The sequence below is a fragment of the Galactobacter caseinivorans genome (assembly GCF_003640665.1).
Classification (GTDB): Bacteria; Actinomycetota; Actinomycetes; order Actinomycetales; family Micrococcaceae; genus Galactobacter; species Galactobacter caseinivorans.
The window spans coordinates 442,703-458,707 of sequence record NZ_QQXL01000001.1 but is presented as its reverse complement, the minus strand read 5'-3'; the positions used below and the strand labels follow the sequence as shown (position 1 = coordinate 458,707).

Sequence of the window (16,005 nt, the reverse complement as noted above, 5' to 3'; positions counted from 1 at the left end):
CCTGGTGCCGTGTCCCATGGGATCCGGTCCCCCTCCGCGCCGGATGGCCTGACTCAGGGGAAGTTGAGTCAGGAGATCCGGAGCGGGGAGGAGACCGCACCCCACCGGTCCGGGGCCTAGGTCAGGCCCGGAATCACATGTTCATCTGTCTCGGAGAAGGACTGCTCCTGCTCCTCCAAATAGGAGTTCCAGGACGCTGTATCCCAGATCTCCGCCCTATTGCCCGCACCAATCACCGTGACCTCACGCTCGAGGCCGGCGTATTGCCGCAGTGGCGGCGGGATCGTGACCCTCCCCTGTTTGTCGGGCTGTTCGTCCGACGCTCCTGAGAGGAACACGCGGATGTAATCCCGCGCTTGTTTGGAAGTCATTGAGGACCCTTGCAACTGCTCGTGGACCCGCTCAAACTCCCTGGCACTAAAGACGTAAATGCACCGTTCCTGCCCCCGTGTGAGGACGAGCCCATTGCCCAGCTCGTCCCGATACTTTGCGGGGAGGATCAGGCGCCCCTTTTCATCCAATCGAGGGGTGTATGTCCCGAGAAACATGCACAGCCCCCTTCGTGGATAAAAATGAGGCGTTTTTGCCTCCAGTACCTCCCTGGCCTACCAGATGGCCCCACTTTACTCCACAACCCTCCACTGTCAACGAACATCGGGGGGCTCGCGGTGGTCAACAGTCCTCAGAATCCGCTGAAACACGGGAAAAATTGGCGGTGGGGCGCGGTGGAGGGCTTCAGCCTGTGCAAAGCCACTGAATCCCCGTCGGCGCGTCGCCCGGAGCCCTCTTTCCGCCTCAATTGGCCGCCATCAGCGCGGCGACTGGGCCACGGGGAGGGAAGTGGAGGGTCAACAGCCGGGGCGGTGGTGGGAAGTGGAGGACGGCTCTGGGCGCACAAAAAAGCCCCGCACTGTGAGGTGCGGGGCTGACGACCAAGGTGCAATCCGGCTGGAGCCAAGCCGAGGTGAGGCTAGATCTGGGCAGTGCGTGAAACAAGATCTGGGCGGTGCGTGAGGCAGGTGCGCCGAGGCGCTGGGCTCTTAGCGAGCGTCGCCGCGGTGGCGATCCTCCCACTGCTGCTCCAGGCGCTCCATGTAAGAGGACTTGCGGGCGTTCTGGGGGGCCGGGGACTCAGCCGAGCCGGGGGTGCCGGGGCGCTTGGCCAGCGCCACGTAGACGCCAGCGGACATGAGCAGGAAGCCAACGACTCCCACCACAATGCCAATCACCGCGAGGTGATTGAGCGAGACACCCACCAGGACAAGGGCAAGACCAACCACGGCGATGAGCAGGCCCACGGCGATGTTGCGCGTGGAGTACCTGCCAGCGGACTCGGCTTGGCGCAACGAGTCGGTGAAGTGCGGATCCTCGTGGAGTTGCTTCTCCATCTCAGCGAGCAGGCGTTGCTCGTGCTCCGACAGCGGCATGGTGTCCTCCACTTCCTCTCCCCCGAGCGTCACGAGGGGTGGTCCCTCCAAAGAACGAACGAAGCGGCTGCCCAGTTCCTTCCTCGGTGCAAGGTTCTCATTATTCTAAGCCGACATCGCGACTCTGACCTAGCCGGACCCCTGTGCTCCCGGCGAACTCCCTGGCTGGTGACCCGAACTCCCCTGAGCGGGCGGCGTGGGCTGCGCTCTGCGACCAGCACCTGGCTGCAGCAGCGAGGCCGGGGACAGCGAGCCGGCAAAGCGAGCGTTGACCTGGTCCATGGTCGCCTCCACGTCCCGCCGTGCGTCCACCTGTTGGTCAAGGCTGAGTTGGAGGCCTGCACCATGTGGCGCCAACCCGTCAAGGCGCACGCCGATCAGCCGGACCGGGGGCAGCGGCCGCGGGAGCGCGCCCATGAGCTCCCGCACCGCCGCGTCAATCTCCGTCGCGGCGTCGCTTGGGCGGGGCAGGCGGCGCTGCCGCGTCAGCGTGGTGAAGTCCTCCCACCGGATCTTGAGCGCCACCACCTCCCCCACGCGCCCGGCCCGGCGGGCCCGTTCTGCCACGCGGTGAGAGAGCCACAGCACCGTGCGCTCCAGCGTCTCCCGGTCGGTGACGTCCACGCTGTAGGTGTGCTCGGCGCTGAGGCTCTTCTCCTCCCGTTCCAGCACAATCTCGCGATCATCCATCCCGCGGGCCAGAGCGGCAAGCTTCAGGGCACCCCTGCCAAGGAGGCGCTCCACCTGCGCCGGATCCGCGGCGGCCAGGTCCCCCGCGGTGGAGAAACCCGCGGGCCGCAGCGTGGTGGCGGTCGCGGCCCCCACCCCAAACAGCTCGCCGACCGGCAACGGGTCAAGGAACTCGCGGACCCGGCCCGGTGGGATGGAGAAGATTCCATCCGGTTTGGCCCGCCCGGAGGCCATCTTGGCCAGGAACTTGTTGGCGGCCAGGCCAACGGAGGCCGGCAGTCCCAGCTGTTCCTGGATGCGCTCGCGGATCAGCTGCGCCACCCGCTCCGGCGTGCCCCACCTGCGCAGCGCACCACTCAGGTCCAAAAAGGCCTCGTCCACGCTGACCGGCTCCACGAGCGGGGTGAACTCACGGAAGATCTCCATGATCTGCCCGGAGATCTGGTGATAGCGACCCTGCCGGGGCTCCACGAGCCGCGCGTGGGGCGCCATGCGACGGGCCTGGGAGACGGGTTGGGCAGAATGCACACCCAGCTTGCGTACGTCATAGGACGCAGAGAGCACCACCGAGCGTTCCCCGTCATGCGCCACGATCATGGGCACGCCCTGCAACTCCGGGGCGTCCTTGCGCTCCACGGACACGAAGAAGGCATCCATGTCCACGTGAGCTATGACCCGAACTGCCGACACCACTCCCCCTCCTCATCGATGCCCCGATCCCGAGGCACCACCTGTTGCTCTCATTGATGCTCTCACCCTGGCCCGACACTTCGCTTAGCGCCGTGGCAGACTCCCTAGCTCGCTTCCTCCACGCCCAGGCAACGCCGATACGATGGGAGGGTGAGTGCCACCCCCGCCCCGCAGGCCCAGCTCCACTTCACCCGCGCCCTTGACGCGCGCCTGGCGAGCTTCCTTGAGCAGCAGGCCGAGGTGGTGCGGCAGATCTCCCCGGACGCCGTTCCCCTCGTGGAGCGCATCGCAACCCTGACGGCGGGTGGGAAGCGCCTGCGTCCCCTTTTTGCGTTTTGGGGCTCCCTCGCCGCGGGCGGCCGGTCGGATGATCCGGCGTTGCCCACCTTGGGCGCCGCGCTAGAGCTCTTTCAGGCCGCCGCACTCATCCACGATGACCTCATTGACCACTCGGACACCCGCCGCGGAGGCCCCAGCGTGCATCGGCGCTTTGAGGCGCTGCATCGCGAGTCCGCATGGGATCTGGACGCCCAGGACTTTGGCACGTCCGCGGCCATCTTGGCTGGAGACCTGGCCCTGTCCATGAGCGAGCAGCTCTTTGCCCAGGCCCTGCCCACGCCCCGCGCCCGGGACCTCTTTGATGTCATGCGCACGCAGGTCATGGCCGGCCAGTACCTGGACGTGCTCGAGGAGCAGATTGGCGGCAGCCGCACGCCAGCGGAGGCCGTGGCCGCCGCCCGCACGGTGGTGCGTTTTAAGTCTGCCAAGTATTCGGTGGAGAACCCGGTGCTGCTGGGGGCTGCGCAGGCCGGCGCGGACGAGGCGCTGTTGGCCCGGCTCTCAGAGTTTGCGCTGCCGCTCGGAGAGGCCTTCCAGCTGCGCGATGACGAGCTGGGCGTCTTTGGGGACCCGGCGACCACGGGCAAGCCGGCGGGCGATGACCTGCGGGAGGGCAAGCGCACGCTGCTCATTGCCCTGACCCGCGAGCGCGCTCAGGACCAGGACAGCTGGGATCTTCTCTCTCACCTTGGCCGCCCGGACCTGAGCGAACCCGTCGTGGAGGCCATCCGCACCATGATGCGCCAGGTGGGCGCCTTGGCCGCGCATGAGGAGATCATTGAGTCCCTCACGCAGCAGGCGCTCTCAGCGCTCGACGCCGCGGGGTTGCCTGAGCAGGCGCGCGAGGGTTTGCGCACGGCGGGGCTGCGCGCGGTGCGCCGCTCCGCCTAGGCGCGGGCCCACACAAACAACGAAGGCAGGCTTACCAGCCGAGCGCCTGCGCGCGGCGGCGAATCTCCGTCTTGCGTCCCTCGCGCAGCGCCTGCATTGGCGTGCCCGGCAGCGACTCGTCCGGCGTGAAGAGCCAGCGCAGCGCCTCGTCGTCCTCAAACCCGGCGTCCAAGAGCACCGTCAAGGTGCCTCCCAGTGCGTCCACCACGCGCCCGTTGTCCACAAAGTCGGCGGGAACCGACTTGACCTTGTTCTCACCGCGGCGCACGGCGATGACGGCGCGCACGTCCACGAGACGGCGCACCTCGCGCAAGTCGGCGCCGAGTGCCTCCATGAGGTCCGGCAGGGTCAGCCATTCGCCTACGAGGGCGTCGAGATCAGCATTCTGGTTCACCCCTCTACTCTCCCATATTCGGCGATCCCCCTGCCGCCAGCGGGCGCCGCGCAAAGATCACGAGGCGGACACGGTGACATCACGGGGCGGTGTCGTGTAGATTCACAGGAGTCACAAATGCATCACACGTCACGTTCGTCTCTTTAGCACCACGGGCCACATAACCCACAGTGTTGTTGAGCGGAGCTGCCCCTCCGGCGCGACGTCCCCCATTGCCTGCCAGAGAAGGTCGCTGTCCCATGCCTCCCATTTCGTCGCGCCGTCGCCACACCCTGCAAGGGGCCTTGGTCACCGCAGCGATCCCCGTGATCACTATGGCCGGGATCGGCCTGAACGCCACCGCGGCCCAGGCCGCCGGTGCACCAGCCGGCAAGGCTCCCACCGCCCGCAACATCTTTGAGGCCCGCACCCAGGTCGCGGCGCACGTCAAGGCCGCCAAGGCCGCCCAGCGCGTGGTGGTCACCGTAAAAAACGGCGACTCGGTCTGGTCCATCGCCACCCGCCACAACGTCAGCGTTGACTCGGTCCTGAAGCTAAACAAGCTGCGCGCAAGCACGCTGATTCACCCGGGAGACAAGCTGGTCGTCAAGGCCGGCTCCGTCTCCTCCGGTTCCAAGGCAGGCGCCGCCCGCTCCGGCGCCAAGGCCAAGCCAGCGGCGTCGAACGCCAAGGCACACACGGTCAGGTCCGGGGACACCCTCTCCGGAATCTCCCACCGCTACGGTGTGAGCCTCTCCACCCTGCTGCGCGCCAACGGCCTCAAGGCCTCCTCCCTCATTTACCCCGGCCAGAGCATCAAGCTGGCCGGCGGCGCCTCCCACGGCACGGCCCCCCAGCCCGCCGCGAACCACAAGCCACGCGCCACCACCACGTCCACCTCCAAGGCCGCGGTGCGCTCCGGAGGCAGCTACACCATCAAGGCCGGGGACACCCTTGGCTCCATCGCCGCGCGGAACAAGGTCTCGCTCGCGTCCCTGCTCAAGGCCAACGGCCTGCAGGCCACCAGCGTGATCTACGCCGGCCGCACCCTGAAGCTCTCCGGCGCAGGCAACAGCGCACCCGCCAAGTCCGGGTCCTCCGCCAGCACGTCAACGGGCTCCATTCCCAAGACGTTCTTGCACTACACCTACTCCGACAGCACCAACCGCAACGCCAATGCGTCCCAGGCCGCGCTGCGGGCGCGCTCGGTGCCGAGCCCCGCGCAGATGCGCGCCATCGTGGCCTCCACGGCACGCAAGATGGGCGTTGACCCCAACCTCGCCGTGGCCCACGCCATGGTGGAGTCCGGGCTCAACGCGCGCGCCGTCTCCCCCGCCAACGCCGTGGGCGTGATGCAGGTGATGCCGGGGACCGGCGAATGGATGGGCCAGAGCCTTGGGCGCAAGCTCAACCTGCTTGACCCTTACGACAACGTCACCGCCGGCGTCGCGTACATCCGCTACCTCCAGCGCAACGCCTCCAGCCGCGATCAGGGCATCGGTGCTTACTACCAGGGCCTGGCCGGCGTGAAGAGGGGCATGAAGTCTGACACCAAGGACTACGTGGCCAAGGTGCGCCGCGCCATGGGCGCCTAGTCAACCCGGCCGGGTCCAGGAAACTGGGCCCGGCACCGGCGGCATCAACCGCCCCCACGGACGCCGAGCGGCGCGGAACCTGTCCAGGCCGCGCCGCTCGTGCTTGGTCTTGAGGGGATGAGCCCTCGTGAATCAGTCCTCGTTGATGGGCAGGTCCATGCGCACGCGGGTGCCGCCCTCCGGGCGGTCCTTCCACAGAATGGTGCCGCCCAGCTCCGCCGTGACCAGGGTGCGCACAATCTGCGTGCCGAGCCCGCCACCGGGTTCGCGCCCACCCAGCCCCACGCCGTCGTCGTCCACGTCCACTTGAAGGCGCTCCCCGCGACTCTGCGGGATGCGTTCGGCCCGCACCACCACGGTGCCGTCGCGATCTGCCAGCCCGTGCTCCACCGCGTTGGAGACCAGCTCATTGAGCACCAAAGAGAAGGGTGTCGCCATCTCCGTTGGCAGGTCGCCAAAGGTGCCGGTGCGCCGGGTCAGCACGGTGAAGCCCGGCGAGGCCAGCTCCGCGGCCATGCGCACCTGGCGATCCACCAGCTGATCAAAGGGCACGTTCTGCGTGAGCCCCTGGGAGAGCGAATCATGTACCTGGGCAATGACGGCCACCCGGCGCATGGCCTCCTCCAGCCCGCGCTTGCCCTCATCGCTGACCATGCGTCGCGACTGCATGCGCAGTAGCGCGGCCACCGTTTGAAGATTGTTCTTGACCCGGTGATGGATCTCGCGAATGGTCGCGTCCTTGGAGACCAGCTCCTTTTCGCGGCGCCGCAGCTCCGTGACATCGCGGACCAGGACCAGCGCCCCGTAGCGGGTGTTGGCCGGGGTACGCAACGGGATGGAGCGAAGATTCAGCCCGACGCCGTTGGCCTCCACCTCGGCGCGCCACGGCATGCGACCGGCCAAAACGAGCGGCAGCGCCTCATCGGCGATGCGGGGGTGAGACCCGGAGGCATCCACCACATCGGTGAGCTTCCTCCCATCCAGGGAGTCCACTCCCCCCAGCCTGCGGAAGGCAGAGACGCCGTTGGGGCTGGCGTATTCAACCACCCCCGCGGCATCGAGGCGCACCAGTCCATCACCCACACGAGGGGCGCCGCGACGCCCACCCGTGGGGGCAGCGAAGTCCGGCCAGAGGCCCTGGGAGATCATGACCAGCAGGTCATGAGCGCTGGAGCGGTAGGTCTGCTCCAGGCGGGAGGAGGTGCGGGCCCTGGCCACGTCCGCGTGGACCGTCAGCACGGCCACGGTGCGCCCGTCACGGCGGACCGGGACCGCGTCCACCCGCAAAGAATGATCCGGCGTGACGTGGTCCTGCGAAGACCTCACGGGCTCGCCCTGATCCACCGCCTGGTCCACCAAGACCCGCAGGCCGCGGCGCATTCGCTCCCCCACAAAATCCGTGTGGAAGACCGTGTGCGTGGTGGAGGGGCGCACGTGTGCCAACGCCGTGAGGCCCCCCGACGGGGCGGGCGCCCACAGGAGGATGTCGGCAAAGGCGAGGTCGGAAACCAACTGCCAGTCACCGACTAGCAGGTGCAACCATTCCTCATCCTCCCTCGACAACCCTGCGGACACCCGGACCGCGTCGAAGAGCCCCACGTCAGAGGCGCACGATCGAGCGCAGCAGGCGCAGCGCCACAGACAGCGATGCCATGTCGTTCTGGCCCTCGCTCATCACCTCGGCAAAGGTCCGCGAGACGCGCACCAGACGGTCGGCATGATGCTCCTGCCAAGCGTCCAACCGCTTCTGCGGATCCTTCTCTTCTTCCTCTGCCAGCACGGTGGCCGTGAGATCGGCGATGGTGCCATAGAGGTCATCACGCAATGCCGCGCGTGCCAGCGTCTGCCAGCGATCGCTGCGCGGCAGCAGGGTGATGCGATCCAAGAGGGAATCCACTTCGAAGCGCTCATACGCCGCGTAGTAGAGCCCGGCCACCTCTGCGGCATCCGTGGAGGTGCGGGTCGCAATCTCCACGATGTCCAACAAGGCATAGGACTCAAACTGATGCGACCAGCGTGCGGCCAGCTCCGGAGAGAGCCCCCAGGCCAGCGCCGATTCATTCCAGCCGCCCACGCGCTCTGCGTCGCCGCCGCGCAGGAAGGAGGGCAGCTGCGTCAGCAGCGACTGCACCGGCGCCTCATAGCGCTCGATGGCCTCATCAACCGACTTGCCAGAGGCCTGGTGCTCCACGAACCAGCGGGTGGTCCGATCAAGCAGGCGGCGCAGATCCGTGTGCAGGCGCACCCAGTGTTCGGTCGGGAACGAGGCAGGCAGCGCGTTCACCGCGTCGACGTACTCATTGAGGCGATAGATCCGGCGCAGTGACAGGAAGGCCCGCACCACCTCAGACTCGATGGCTCCGGTCTCTTCCATGGCGCGGAAGACATAGGAGGCACCACCCAGGTTGACCACGTCATTGGCCACCACGGTCGCGATGATCTCGCGGCGCAGCGGGTGGGTCTGCAGTGCCGGGCCGTAGCGCTCGGCGAGCGTGGGCGGGAAGTACACGCTCACGACCTGTTCCAGCGCAGGGTCATCGGGCAGATCCGAGCGCGTCAGGGCCGTGGCGAGCTGAATCTTTGCGTACGCCACCATCACGGAGAGTTCCGGGGTGGTCAGGCGCCCGCCCGCCGCCTGGCGTTCCTCAAATTCCTCCGTGGAGGGCAGGAACTCCAACTCGCGATCCAGATCCGCTTCCGCCTCGAGGAAGGACATGAGGCGCTCCTGGGAGGGGCCCCACAATCCCGGATCCTGCTTTTCGTTGACAAGCAGCACGTTCTGATCAAAGTTGTCCTTGAGGACCAGCCGGGCCACGTCATCTGTCATGGAGTGCAGCATCGCCGCACGTTCTTCGGCAGGCAGCACGCCCTCACGCACCAGGCGATCCACGGGGATCTTGATGTTGACCTCGTGATCGGAGCAATCCACGCCGGCCGAGTTATCGATGGCGTCGGTATTGATCAGGATCCCGGCCATGGCTGCCTCGATGCGCCCGCGCTGGGTCATGCCGAGGTTGCCGCCCTCTCCCACCACGCGCACGCGCAGCTGAGAGCCGTTGATGCGGATGGAGTCGTTGGCACGATCCCCCACCTCCGCGTCGCTCTCATCCGCGGCCTTGACGTAGGTACCCACGCCACCGTTGTACAGCAGGTCAACGGGGGCCTGCAGCACCGCACGGATCAGTTCCGGCGGTGACAGGCGCTCCACGGACTGCGCCAGCCCCAACACCTCACGCATCTGAGCGGAGATGGGCACCGACTTGGCATCGCGGGGGAACACGCCGCCACCGGTGCTGATCAGCGCCGTGTTGTAGTCGGCCCAACTGGAGCGGGGCAGCTCAAAGAGGCGCAGGCGCTCATCAAAGGAGGCCTCAGCATCCGGAGTGGGATCAACAAAGATGTGGCGGTGATCAAAGGCCGCCACCAGCTTGGTGTGGCGCGAGCGCAGCAGGCCGTTGCCAAACACGTCGCCGGACATGTCACCAATGCCCACCATCGTGAAGTCCTCGGTCTGGGTGTCCGTCCCGAGTTCAAAGAAGTGCCGCTTGACGGACTCCCACGCCCCGCGGGCGGTGATGCCCATGGCCTTGTGGTCGTATCCCACCGAGCCGCCGGAGGCGAAGGCATCTCCCAGCCAGAAGTTGCGCTCGGCGGCCAAGGAGTTGGCCAGGTCGGAGAAGGACGCCGTGCCCTTATCCGCGGCAACCACCAAATACGTGTCATCCGCGTCGCGGCGAACCACGTCGCTAGGCGCCAGGACGCGCTCCTCGCCGGAGGCATCCGTGACCAGGTTGTCCGTAACGTCCAACAGCGAGCGGATGAACTCCGAGTACGCCGCCTTGCCCGCGTCCATCCAGGCCCCGCGATCCTCAGCGGGATCCGGCAACTGCTTGGCAAAGAAGCCGCCCTTGGCGCCGGTAGGAACGATCACGGCGTTCTTCACGGTCTGTGCCTTGACCAGGCCCAGGATTTCCGTGCGGAAGTCCTCCGCTCGGTCAGACCAGCGCAGTCCACCGCGCGCCACCTCGCCGAAGCGCAGGTGCACGCCCTCCACCATCGGGGAGTAAACCCAGATCTCGAACTTGGGCCGCGGCAGCGGCGCCTCCTCGATCTGGCGGGTGGAGAGCTTGAAAGCCATGCGGCCGTGGTTCTGATAGAAGTTGGTGCGCAAAGTCGCATCCATCACCGCTGCCACGCGGCGCACAAAGCGATCCGCGTCCAGGGTGCCAACCTCTTCCAGGCCCGCGCTCAGGTCCGCTTGGCGCGCTGCGACGCGCGCCTCACGCTCGGACTCCGGAACGGACGGGTCAAAGGAGGCCTCAAACAGGCCAACCAACGCGGCCGCCACATCCGGGTAGCGCAGCAGAGTCTGCGCCGCGAACGTCTGCGTGGTGGGAACACCGAGCTGGCGCAGGTAACGCACGTAAGCGCGCAGCATGGCCACCTGGCGCCAGTCAAAGGACTGAGCCACCACGAGGGCTTGGAGGGCGTCGGATTCCGAACGCCCACCCAGCACGGCACGGTAGGCGGACTCCACCAACGGGGCAATCGCCGCAACGTCCACGCCCTCCGGGACCCGCACGCCCAGGTCATACAGGAAGAAGGACCGGCCATCCGAGGGCGTCACGGAGTACGGGCGCTCGTCGCGCACATCCAGGCCAAGCGCGTGAAGCACAGGAAGGATCCGGCTCAGCGGCTCCGCCTCCGTGAGGTAGAGCTTCAACCGGGCATCCAAACCCGACCCATCGGCGTCGGGCACCAAGCACAGGGCAATGCCCTCCTTGGAGGGATCCCCCAGCGCCTCAAAGCGCCGGGCATCCTCCAGGGCGTCCTCCACCTCGTAGACCACGCGGTAGTCGGCCGGGAAGGCCTCCGCCCAGCGATCCGCCTCGGTGACGGCCTCGCCGGCCTCGAGACGCTCACGGAAGGCCTCCGTCACGCCCTCCGACCACGAACGCACGGCGCGGGACAGGCGGCCCTCAAGCTCGGCCCGGTCCACGGTCTGCACCGTGTTGGTCCCGGAAACTCGGATGCGGTAGTACAGGCGAACCAGCGCGGACTCACTCATGCGCAGCTCGTAGTCCATGGACGCAGCATCAAAGGTGCTGCGCAGCTCCTCCTCCACGCGCAGGCGCACGGGGGTGGTGTAGCGATCGCGAGGGATGAAGACGATCGCGGAAACGAAGCGGCCGTAGATGTCCTCACGCAAGAAGATGCGAGTGCGGCGGCGCTCCTGCAGGTGCAAAATGCCTGCGACCGTTTCCGAGAGGGTGGCTACGTCCGTCTGGAAGAGCTCCTCACGCGGGTAGGTCTCCAGGATGGTGAGCATGTCCTTGCCGGTGTGGGAATCATCCGGGAAGCCGGACTCCGCGAGCACCTGGGACACCTTGGTACGCACCACAGGAACCGTGCGGACGGGGGCCGCGAGGGCGGAGGAAGAGAAGAGGCCAATGAAGCGGCGCTCCCCCGTCACATTGCCTTCAGCGTCAAAGGACTTCACGCCCACGTAGTCCAGGTACACGTTGCGGTGCACGGTGGAGCGGCGGTTCGCGGTGGTCAGCACCAGCACGCGGGCCTCGCGCGCACGCTGGCGGCGAATGCCAGTGAGTTCACGCGGCGTGCCGTCGGCGCGGCGCATCAAGCCAAGCCCAGAGCCCTCCACCGGCTGGAGCAGGTCAAGCCCGTCCACCTGAGAGAGCTGGTACTCGCGGTACCCAAGGAACGTGAAGTTGCCGTCGTCAAGCCAATCCAGCATCTCCGCTGCCTCGGCCGATTCCTCCGGGCGTACCGGCATGTGACCGGTGCGGATCTCCGCAGCAATCGCGTGCGCCTTGGCGCGCATGGGCTGCCAATCAGACACCGCGATGCGCACGTCCTCCAGGACAGAGGCGACGTCCGCGCTCAGTTGCTCCGCAGCGTCGTCGTCCAGCCGGTCCTGGATCTCAATCGCAATCCAGGACTCAATCACCGAGTGGGCGCCCGCCGGGGCGTTCACCACATCAAGTGAGGTCAGCGCGGCGGTATCGCCGCTGGCCACGGGGCCCGCGGCCGGGACGGGCTTGATCCCCACGAGGGTGCCGTCCGCGTCGGAGCGCTGAACCACGAAGGTGGGGTGCAAGACGATCCCGAGGTCACGCGTATGGCGCAGCACCCCGTTCGTCACCGAATCAACCAGGAACGGCATGTCATCCGTGACGACATAAACCACTGTGGTCGCATCCCCGACGTGCACCTGTACGTTCGCCGATTTCGCAGCTCGCAGCGTGCCGACCCCAACATGGGCCTCCACGCGGCGATGAAGCTCCTCGCCGGTCCGCTCCGCCCGATCCTCAGGATCAAGGTGGCGGTAATAGGTGTGCACCAGGTCATCCTTGACCACTGGTGCGGACAGGGACTGCGACAGGCCGGAGCCCGACTCGTTCACGACATCCTCCGGGAGAGAGTTGGTGAGGCCGCGTCATTGCGGCGAGACAGGTTCCACCCTAGCCCGTTGTGAGGCCCTCCGTGGCATGCGCCGCGGGTGTCGGGTACGGGATCCCGGACGGTGCGGACGCCGCGCCGCCCGCGTGGGACTGAGTGTCGCTTTCTGCCTGCTGCGCCGCGACCCAGTCCCGGATTGCGAGCCGCAAGGGTGAGCGCGGCGCGGCCTCCGCGAGGGCCGAACCTTGCAGCAGCGAGGCATCCGCTGCGACCGGATCCCACGGCAGGTAGACCCGTGGCATCAGCGTGATGGGCCCAAAGCGTCGCCAGGCCACCCGCAGCGCCTGTTCCGGCCTGGGCCCGGACGCCTGCGCCCGGAGCTGATTGATCACCACGACCGGCGGCCGGCCTGGGCGCTGCACCACCTCCTCGCAGAGCCGGATGAGGCGCGGAAGCCCCACCGCGTCCGCCCTGCCCACCACAAAGACCCGGTCGGCCGCCTCCAGGGCCGCGACCGCTGCGTCGTTGCGCTGGGGAGCAAAGCTGTCCAGGGCCAACTCGTCGTCCCGGCCGATGGGGGCGGCAACATCCACCACGACCTCGTCATGGGTTTCGGCGAGCGCGAGGAGCGCGCGTTTGACCGCCTGAGCAGAGAGCTCCGCCCAGCGCTCCGGCCGGGGCAGCCCGGAGGTGAAGTGAAGACTTGCCCCGGCAATATCAACCCTGGCCGACGCCGCGGAGTCGGCTTGCGCCTGAAAGGTTCCGGCTTCCACGAGGCGGCAGAGGCGCACCAACCCTGCCGTCTCGTCCAGCAGGCCAAGCATGGATGCGAGCGAGGCGCCGTAGCTGTCCGCGTCCACCAGAGAGACTCGTTGGCCGAGCAGGGCCTGTTCCACCGCCAGGTTCAGCGCCACGGTGGAACGGCCAGGGGCGCCGCCCGTTCCCCAGACCACCGTGATCCGGCCGCGTGGCCTCGGCGTGGCGGACGGATCGGGTTGGGGCACGTGCGCTGGGCCCGCGACGGCGGCGGCGCCGTGGCCGCCGTGGTTGAGGAGGTTACTGCCAGCAGCGGACAGAGCGGGGCCACCCGGGGGCAGAGTGGGGTCGGCAGCGGACTGAGCGGGGCCGGACCCGGGCCGCTGAGGGGGCGCAGTTCCGGCGCGTTTGGCACCGCGGCCCCACCGGCGCTTGCCCCGAGTGGGCCCATCGGCCGGCTGTGTGCCGGAAGGTTGCGTATCGGGCTGCCGGGTGCCGGGCTGCTGACTGCTGGGTTGCTGACTGCTGGGTTGCTGCGGCGCCGGGGCCCACGGCGCCGGCGGCAGAGGCCCGGACTGGCCCGGCGTCTGGCTCGGCCCCTGGCCCCTTCTCTGGTCCATAGGGTGAGCCTGAGCCAGTCTTGGCTCCTGACCCGGAGCGTGCGGGGCGGCTCCTGCGGAGGCAGGGGATGGGGGCGCGGCGTGCGCAGATCCAGGACCGTGCGCAGATCCGGGGCCGTGCGCAGATCCAGAACCTGGGGCAGGATCAGATGCGCGGGAGGGATCAGGAGCTTGGCCCGGAGCAGGTGCCACCGGATTCTGACCGGCGCCCCGCAACCAGCCGCTCACCCGTGCCGCGCCTGGCCCGGCGCCGAAGGGGCGTGCCTCCCCAGGAGGCACGGCGGGCTCGGCTGAGGTCTCGGCGGGCACGCCTGTGGCCAGGTCCCCGCTCCCCCACGGCAGCCCCTCCGCGGGCCCACGCGCCACGTCCGCACGCGTCCATCCGGGAGCGGCCCGCGCGGGCCCGGGGTCTGAACCCGCACCGACTGCACCCGCGCCGCCGTGCCCCAGCAGACCAGGGTTCGCGGCGCGCATGACTGCCTGAGCGACGTCGTCCGGGGCAGCCGAGTACCCCACGCAGATCACACCAAGACGAGCCAAGCGCGACTGCTCCTGCGGATCGTCGGTGAGTGCCACGCAGCGACCGCCCACCCGTGCGGCAGCGTCAACAAAGATGGAATCAATCTGGCTCGAGGGCCCGGCAAGGAGGGCCATCTGAGCCACCCCCGTCGCCAGTGCCGCCAGGACCTCGGGCAGGTCCTCGCAGATCCGCGCCACGGTCACCAGCCCGCCGCGGCGCTCCAACGCGCTGACGAGGTCGCGCTCATCAGCCCAGACGGCAACACTGACGCCGCTCATCCGGTAGCCCCGGCTGGGAGGGCCACCACATCCAGGAGGTCCCCGCTCCCGCGAGCACTCACCAACGCGGCCACATCGCGAGGGTCCACCAGTACATGAATGAGGCTTTCCCCGGCGGTGCCGACGGATTGCTCTGGAACCTGCACCTGAGTGACCTCAACCCCGCTGAGGACAATGCGTGAGACCGGCGCCTCGTTGGAGGCAGAGGAGCGCTGAACCGTGGCGTAGACGTCCACCTTGGACCCGGCGCTGACGCCGGCCGGAACCGTGCCGTCCAGCTGAATGGTCATGGGGCGCCTGCCCGTGCCGTCGTCCGCACCCAGGCTCCTGGTCGGCAGCAATTCGCCCTCCTTGACCGCGGCGATGACCCGCGTGCCCGGGGCAATGGCGGTTCCCGCGGCCACGTACGCCTGGCCGGCCTCCCCCAGCCGCACCTCCTCTACGCGAAGGTCCGCGGTGCTCACTTCCGTTCCGACCGGCAAGTCAACGGCCGCGGCGAAGACGGCTTGGCTCTGCTGCGCGGCACGCACCAGGCCCACGACTCCCAGCACGGAGACCAACAACAGGATCACCCCGACGATCAGCCGGGGTTCCTTCCACCCAGCGGGGCGCCACCTGCTTCCAGGCGCGGTCTGCGTCCTTGCTTGTGCCACGGTTCCCCCATCATCGGGGCCTCCCACCAAGGCCACCAGTGGCTTGACTATCGCGGATGCAACGCGCAGGCACAAGACCTCTAGCCAGCCTGTGGACAAGATGACCCTGCCAGTCATGGGCGTTCCGCGGACTACTCAGGGGTGATCACGGCGGCGGCGCCGTGCAGCATCACGGCCAGGCTCCCTGCCTCCGTCGCCAGCTCCACGTAGTCAGATCCCACGGCGAGGAGCCGGCCCGCGACACGATGCCCGTCCACGCCCTCGATCCGCACCACCGCTCGGGAACGAGCCAGAGACCTCAGCAGGCGCCGCAGCGGCAAGTCGGGACGCGACTCCCGACCGGCGCCCGTGACCCAGTTGCCGCCCTCCGTCTGCTCGACCCCGGCATGCACGCCACCCGCTTGGCCTGGCCGAGCTGTGGCAGGGAGCGCCGCACGCATGATCGCCTTCACCTGCACCATCCACAGCTCACCGTCAGCCCGCACCGCGCACCATTCCTGGCCGGAGCCCACCACCGCACCGCGGACGCGGGAGCCACCCTGTAACTCCAGGCGCACGCCGTGGCCGGGTCCCAGTCGCTGGGCCAGGCTGCGCCCCGCCACCTCCGCGCGCGCCAGCTCTTGCGCCTCGTCCCAGAGCTCACGAGCCCCGCTGGCTCCCGCCTGATCCGCTAGGTCGGCAAAAAGGTCATCAAATCTCATGTCCCGATCGTAGGGCTAGACAGGGTTCAGAGTCGATGCAAAGATAAGCAAA

11 protein-coding genes are annotated in these 16,005 nt (G+C 68.1%); 2 read left to right on the top strand and 9 right to left on the bottom strand.

Annotation, left to right across the window (positions count from 1 at the left end):
• Positions 1 to 116: 116 nt before the first annotated feature.
• The 3 genes from mraZ to dinB form a co-directional block, all read right to left on the bottom strand.
• A complete protein-coding gene (gene mraZ / locus DWQ67_RS02130) occupies positions 117 to 548 on the bottom strand; it encodes a division/cell wall cluster transcriptional repressor MraZ (RefSeq protein ID WP_121483920.1) in 432 nt (143 codons plus the stop codon).
• Between the two features lie 492 nt (positions 549 to 1,040).
• Complete coding sequence (locus DWQ67_RS02125) at positions 1,041 to 1,427, bottom strand: DUF3040 domain-containing protein (protein WP_121484234.1); 387 nt, start codon at positions 1,425 to 1,427, stop codon at positions 1,041 to 1,043.
• A 129-nt stretch (positions 1,428 to 1,556) separates the two neighbouring features.
• Positions 1,557 to 2,810 (bottom strand): DNA polymerase IV, encoded by a 1,254-nt coding sequence (gene dinB, locus DWQ67_RS02120; protein ID WP_233555866.1) that lies wholly within the window; start codon positions 2,808 to 2,810, stop codon positions 1,557 to 1,559.
• 147 nt (positions 2,811 to 2,957) lie between these two features.
• Between dinB and DWQ67_RS02115 the strand changes: the two genes are divergently transcribed.
• Entirely contained in the window at positions 2,958 to 4,037 is a 1,080-nt protein-coding gene (locus DWQ67_RS02115; protein ID WP_121483919.1) for a polyprenyl synthetase family protein, read from the top strand.
• Positions 4,038 to 4,068: 31 nt separating this feature from the next.
• Here DWQ67_RS02115 and DWQ67_RS02110 read toward each other — a convergent pair whose 3' ends face one another.
• Positions 4,069 to 4,371, bottom strand: a complete 303-nt coding sequence (locus tag DWQ67_RS02110; protein ID WP_158595354.1) for an Rv2175c family DNA-binding protein — start codon at positions 4,369 to 4,371, stop codon at positions 4,069 to 4,071.
• Between the two features lie 299 nt (positions 4,372 to 4,670).
• Here DWQ67_RS02110 and DWQ67_RS02105 point away from each other — a divergent pair, with 299 nt between their 5' ends.
• Positions 4,671 to 6,005, top strand: coding sequence for a LysM peptidoglycan-binding domain-containing protein (locus DWQ67_RS02105; protein WP_121483917.1), 1,335 nt, complete (start codon positions 4,671 to 4,673; stop codon positions 6,003 to 6,005).
• Between the two features lie 132 nt (positions 6,006 to 6,137).
• Here DWQ67_RS02105 and DWQ67_RS02100 read toward each other — a convergent pair whose 3' ends face one another.
• From DWQ67_RS02100 to DWQ67_RS02080, 5 genes are all read right to left on the bottom strand, one after another.
• Positions 6,138 to 7,604, bottom strand: a complete 1,467-nt coding sequence (locus tag DWQ67_RS02100; protein ID WP_121483916.1) for a sensor histidine kinase — start codon at positions 7,602 to 7,604, stop codon at positions 6,138 to 6,140.
• Between the two features lies 1 nt (position 7,605).
• Positions 7,606 to 12,429 (bottom strand): NAD-glutamate dehydrogenase, encoded by a 4,824-nt coding sequence (locus DWQ67_RS02095; RefSeq protein WP_121483915.1) that lies wholly within the window; start codon positions 12,427 to 12,429, stop codon positions 7,606 to 7,608.
• Between the two features lie 58 nt (positions 12,430 to 12,487).
• On the bottom strand, positions 12,488 to 13,429 hold the full coding sequence (locus tag DWQ67_RS13690) for a MinD/ParA family ATP-binding protein (RefSeq protein WP_158595330.1): 942 nt from the start codon (positions 13,427 to 13,429) through the stop codon (positions 12,488 to 12,490).
• Between the two features lie 1,166 nt (positions 13,430 to 14,595).
• Entirely contained in the window at positions 14,596 to 15,252 is a 657-nt protein-coding gene (locus DWQ67_RS02085; protein ID WP_147433584.1) for an RcpC/CpaB family pilus assembly protein, read from the bottom strand.
• A 131-nt stretch (positions 15,253 to 15,383) separates the two neighbouring features.
• Positions 15,384 to 15,953 carry a hypothetical protein gene (locus DWQ67_RS02080; protein ID WP_121483912.1) on the bottom strand — a complete coding sequence of 190 codons (570 nt, stop codon included), beginning with the start codon at positions 15,951 to 15,953 and terminating at the stop codon, positions 15,384 to 15,386.
• Between the last annotated feature and the right edge of the window lie 52 nt (positions 15,954 to 16,005).

Excerpts from the sequence above, each read along its gene's own strand:
- mraZ (WP_121483920.1), bottom strand. The coding sequence starts at position 548 with ATGTTTCTCGGGACATACACCCCTCGATTGGATGAAAAGGGGCGCCTG.
- DWQ67_RS02125 (WP_121484234.1), bottom strand. The coding sequence starts at position 1,427 with ATGCCGCTGTCGGAGCACGAGCAACGCCTGCTCGCTGAGATGGAGAAG.
- DWQ67_RS02110 (WP_158595354.1), bottom strand. The coding sequence starts at position 4,371 with ATGGAGGCACTCGGCGCCGACTTGCGCGAGGTGCGCCGTCTCGTGGAC.
- DWQ67_RS02105 (WP_121483917.1), top strand. The coding sequence starts at position 4,671 with ATGCCTCCCATTTCGTCGCGCCGTCGCCACACCCTGCAAGGGGCCTTG.
- DWQ67_RS02080 (WP_121483912.1), bottom strand. The coding sequence starts at position 15,953 with ATGAGATTTGATGACCTTTTTGCCGACCTAGCGGATCAGGCGGGAGCC.